Genomic DNA, 238 nt, shown 5'->3' on the forward strand with positions numbered 1-238 from the left:
TGGGCTGGATGGATGTTGGCTTTAACGGCGGCGGCGTGGCGGTGGGTAACCCTACACCAGATATCGACGCCGTTGCCAGCCAGGGGCTGATTTTAACTTCGGCGTATTCTCAACCGAGTTCTTCCCCAACCCGCGCCACGATTCTTACCGGACAATACTCCATCCACCACGGCATTCTGATGCCGCCAATGTACGGGCAACCGGGCGGTCTGCAAGGGTTAACCACTCTGCCGCAGTT

At 58.4% G+C, this 238-nt stretch carries 1 protein-coding gene; it reads left to right on the forward strand.

Going from position 1 to position 238, the window contains the following annotated elements; all coding sequences use genetic code 11:
• On the forward strand, nt 1-238 hold a 238-nt coding region (locus tag R0J88_RS23280; protein WP_410901357.1), incomplete at both ends, for a sulfatase-like hydrolase/transferase.

It is taken from the genome of Pseudoalteromonas sp. SIMBA_162, from assembly GCF_046535955.1.
GTDB classification, from domain to species: Bacteria; Pseudomonadota; Gammaproteobacteria; order Enterobacterales; family Alteromonadaceae; genus Pseudoalteromonas; species Pseudoalteromonas marina.